General features: G+C 54.0%; 2 protein-coding genes. Both read right to left on the bottom strand.

Annotation, left to right across the window (positions count from 1 at the left end):
• A partial coding sequence (locus J5224_RS23275) for an LPD5 domain-containing protein (protein ID WP_264627616.1) occupies window positions 1-3,648 on the bottom strand: 3,648 nt, incomplete at its 3' end.
• The coding region (locus J5224_RS23270; protein ID WP_319802472.1) for a hypothetical protein at window positions 3,579-4,835 on the bottom strand (1,257 nt) is incomplete at its 5' end. The genes J5224_RS23270 and J5224_RS23275, both read right to left, overlap by 70 nt.

Raw genomic sequence — 4,835 nt, 5'->3', positions numbered from 1 at the left:
ACCCGCCCCAGCACCGGCCGCCATACGCGCGGCGGTATAGCCCGACGCCGTAGCATCAAAATCCCCTGCCGCGTCTTCGGCATATTTCAGCGGTGCCAGTCCATCAAAGGTGCGAGTATTGAGTTTACGCGAGGTGTCATGCCACCACTGCTTAAGTGCCGTCTTGTCCTTGTCGGTCGCCATTTGCCAGAAATCACGCGGCTTCTCGAACCAACCTTTTTCGACGTTAAAGCCCATTTTGCGGCTGGTTTCGGCATCCATTGTCGGGTTACCAGCGCGTGAGTAGAGGGCCTTGTTCTTGCGGATATCGGCACCTGATTCTGCGGGGTCGCCCTCCTTGGGCAATTGAAGCCTCTGTGAGTATCGGCGACTGGCAGGATCTGAACCCTGGTTAGTGCTCTCCCCGGACAATTGGAGTCCGGCTGAATGAGGCTGATTGGGGTTTTCTTTTGTCCGTCGATAAAGTGCCAACCCCGCATCTTCCATCCCTTGAACTTTTGTCATCCCCCCAACGGTGCCATAAACCGACGCGATTCTATTGATCACTAAGTTTTGTTTCTTGGCATTCATATGGACTGCGGAAACTACCGGATTACCGTTAGTATCCTGCGCCTCCAGTAGCGCCACCACGGCATCAGCTTGAGTGGACGAACGGTAAACTGCCAGAGGGTCATGCATCAGTTCCGGCAATCGTTCAATCACGTCCATTGGCACGTCGTGCTTCACGCCATTAGTCGCTTTACGCACCGTGTCACGAGAGATCACCATATTTAAATTGGGCGCACCCAGCGCCCGCAACACAGGCGGTGTTCTACCCATAGGGATAGTCATGTCCCCAGACCGTAGCGACCGCATGGCTTTATTCAGTTCTGCGCGATAACGTTCCGCCTCGTCCGGTAGAGGCCTGAGTAGATCGGTATCTTCCGCTTTGGAATACAACGCATCAGAACGCGAAAAAGTATCCTCAAACTCTCGAGTACCTGGCTGTTCGTTGGCGTACATTGCCGTTTTTTTAAAGCGGCCGGTGATAGTGTGCAGAATGCTGCGGATCTCTGCTGGCGTAACATCAGTGTGTGGGCTGATAATACCCACACGACGCAGCGCAGCCGTCAGCATGGAGACGAACCGATCCCAAGCCGCACCAAGCCCGCCAGACTCCGAGCGTTCTGCCATATGGGCAAGAAACTCATTGGCTTGCTCCTCCAGCGATTCATTACCATAAGAGCGCTCAACCTGCCGCCACACCTCCTGAATGGTTTTATTCTGGCTATTACGGGTTGCATGCAGGACGCGCATGATACGGTCATATTCCACATCGCCGATCACTGATGCCAGACCATGGTGTGCGATCACTTCATGCCGCAATTTGGCGCGCAGTTCGCGTGGATTGGCAATATTGTCTGCGATGACAATCACCCGACTCAGTTCGGGCTGATAGATAGCATGCACTATGCCAAACTCCGCCGGAATGCCGTTGGGCATCATCGCCGCCGCTTCAGCTTGCGTTTGCACCGCTTTCACTTTGATTTTTGCAGCGCCGTTCAGGTTTGAGACAAAACCATCAGCTGCCAACTGTACGCGGTTACGCAGCATGCCCGTGGCCGGTTTACTGCCATCTTTGCTGAAACTGCCATCGTGAATAATGTTGCCATCACCGATATCAGCCCCAGAAACGACAACGCCCCCATTTTTGGGGGCGCTGGCGCGGGAGTAGAAGGCGATGCCCTTCTCTGTCGGTTTCGTTTTAAGCGTTCGGAACAGATTATCAAATGCGGTTCGAATACCACCGGACAGCTCTGCTTCCGTAGGGTAAGCATAGGTTTGCGGATCAGCATGCTCATTCGATTTACGAACGTTAACCAGATAATCATTGCTGATGCCCTTCGATTGCGTTTTATCCTGCACATAGCGCTCGAAGGCACGAGCAGAAAGTTCTACTACCGTAGACCAGTAAGGTTTACTGCGGGTGCTATCCAGTGTATGAGCACGTTCAACCATGCCACTGTTGTTTATAGCTTGCAGGGTATCCTTGAATGCACGGTAAACCTCCTGGCGAACCGGGTGTGTAGTGGGCACCATTTTCCCATTCTGAAACACCCGATCACGCCGCTGAGAGCGGGTTATGAAATTGTCACCGGTTCCCTTGTTGTCGTAACCATGCTGATCGGCCTGACCAAAATAGTTATCCAGGGCATGGAACCATTCATGCGCCAGTGAACCCGCTCCACTGCCTTTGGTGAGGTTGATCACCACTTGTCCCGGTTCATAATGCGCGCTGAAACTTCTGGCACCTCCGCGCCCGCGTGCACCACACGCCAGCCCAAGTTCACCATTCAGTGATAACGCTTTTTCTGGTACGCCAAGCACATCGGCCATATCGGTTAACGCATCGAAGGCATCATTCAAATCTGCCTGGCGCCGTGCATCTTCGACATAATTGCCAAATTGGACGCCACGAAAACCGAAGGTGTCACCAAACTTATCTGGGGTTACATCACTCTGCCGGCGCGCTGGCCCGCTACGTTTTTGGTTTTCTGTGCCGCGTTGTTCTTCCCGGGAAATTTTGCGCAGCTTCTCCAGCTTTTCTTCCAGTTCCGCACGGTTATTTTTCAGGTAGTCGCGCGCTTCAGCACTGTCTTTAAAGCCAGCCTTAAGCGGTAATACCTGCGTACTGCCCTTATAACCCAGAAAAATCTGCCCATCGGCCCGGCGGCGGAAAACCTCAATCTTCGACTGTTTACCGCTACCATTCTCATGAGCAGCACCGATCTGCTGTTCAATGTAGGCTTTTGCCTTGGGCAGCAGTGCCTCCACACTCTCAGCATACGTATCCCGAATGGGCTTGTTGCCTATCGTTCTCAACTCATAGATTGTTTTACCGTTTGGGTACGGCTTCCCGTCATAGACCGTGTAATGCCCGGAACCTATCCGATATTTAGCCGCCTCTTTCATTTGATCCGGCGCGAACTGCGATACCAAATCAATGGTGTCGGCCACGCGCGACAAATTCGCTCTTGCGCGCATGTGGTTTTTGAAATCATCCATTTTCATATCGCCGTTGATAATGCCATTCGCCAGCGATTTCATGTTCAGCACGTTATCGGCCCAATTTGCAGCCTGGTAGGCGTTAGTTGGCTTATTGGGGATGTGCGCCCGTAATACCGCCAGCGACGCCAGCACATCGCTGCCGATCCCTGCTTCAGCCATTTTGCTGTATTCAGGGTGAGGAAATACTTTGGATAGTGGCTGCGCACTCACTTCATAACGGTTAAAAGCCGTGTCCATGGCCTGAGAGAATTGCCCCCAGCGGTGTTTAGCGGCACCACGTAACTCTTCACCGAAATCCGTGATTTTGCTTTGCGGAGTTTCAGTGGCTGGCAAACGTACCCCATAGCCACCTTCAACTTTTTCGACTTTGGCCCCTGGCATCTTGCCCCATTTGGAATGCTTAGCGACACGCTCATTACTAAATGGGCGATCGCGTTGGTAAAACTTCAACGCCCCCACAGGTTCACCGCGCGCATAGGCCTCAGTAGTTGCATCAACCGGAACGCCAGCAACCCGATGGCGCTGATCGGTCAGTCCGGCAAAAGCGTGAATCTCAGCCCCCGTATTATGGCTCTCTCTCGATTGGTGCTGTGTGCGCATCTCACCGCCAGAGAACTGCGGGGGCTGCCCCGCTTGGCGAAAAAAATATTCTTATCTTCAATGGCATGGGTTGGCACCGCTTCAGCATCATAGGTCTGGTTGGCGCGGCCCACTTCATTCATAGGCTGCTGCGACCGTTCGGCAGGAATGAATTGCTGCCCGCGCACCTGCTGCCCGGCATCAAACTGTGGCCCAACCCCAGATTGTGTTTCGTCGTTCAGTGGCGCATGCAGATCACCCGGCATGGCAATCACAGAAGTTTGTCCAGGTGCTGGCAGCCGTGGTCGACGAGCAGCGATAATCTGCTCAGCCTGTGCCAGCGTCTCCAGCTCTTGCGGTGAATAGCCTTGCTCTCCATTGTCGATCTGCTGACGAATCAGTTCATCGGCGGTGAGTGCAGGTTGCGAATTGGCTAACGCTTGTTGCACCTCGCTATCGTCGGCAAAACCCTGAATGCGCGGATCCTGTCGCAGATAGGCGGGTGTATCGCGGAAATCGTCGAGTTGGCTGACAGGGATACCGGCTGCGTTTTCTGTTGCCTGCGGACTGGGTGCAACTGGAGCACTCGGCGCAGCGGTTGGTTCAGCGTTCTCCGCAAACGGTTCACTACCCGGTACAGAATCAGTCTGCACAGCAGAATCCGCTGTAGGCTCACGTTGCGCTTCGGCCCGTCGCCCACGCATCCCGCCAACGGCACCGAACGCACTGCCCATGCCTGCGCCGACCACGGCATTATTGGCGCCGACCTCCAGCACATCCTTCATCGGATCAATTTTCTGCCCAGCAGTATCGATCAGTTGTTCATTCTGGGCATAGCGTTGCCCTGCGCCTTGCGCAAATTCCGTCGCCCCTTCTGCACTTGCAGCCCCTTTTTTCGTCAGTAGCGATAACAGTGTATGGCCACCCAAAGAGGATGCAGCAATGTTGATTGCCAGCAGACGCGGATCAGACGTTACCGATGCGGCAGCTTGCTCCGCTACCTGGCTGCGTGCCATGGTTAGTTTCTGCGTATCGTCCAGGTTGGCATTGTTCGGATCGGTATCAATAGCGGCAAAGGCTTTCTGGAATAACGTGCTGTTCATCAGTTCGTTGAATGACAGCGCGTTAATCTCATCGCGCATATCAATACCGCCCTGGCCTTGCGCCGTGGTAGTCATGGTGCCGACAAAGGCAGTTTTGCCCGCAAC

The sequence above is a fragment of the Candidatus Symbiopectobacterium sp. NZEC135 genome, assembly GCF_025962695.1.
This window is presented reverse-complemented; position numbering and strand designations above follow the sequence as displayed.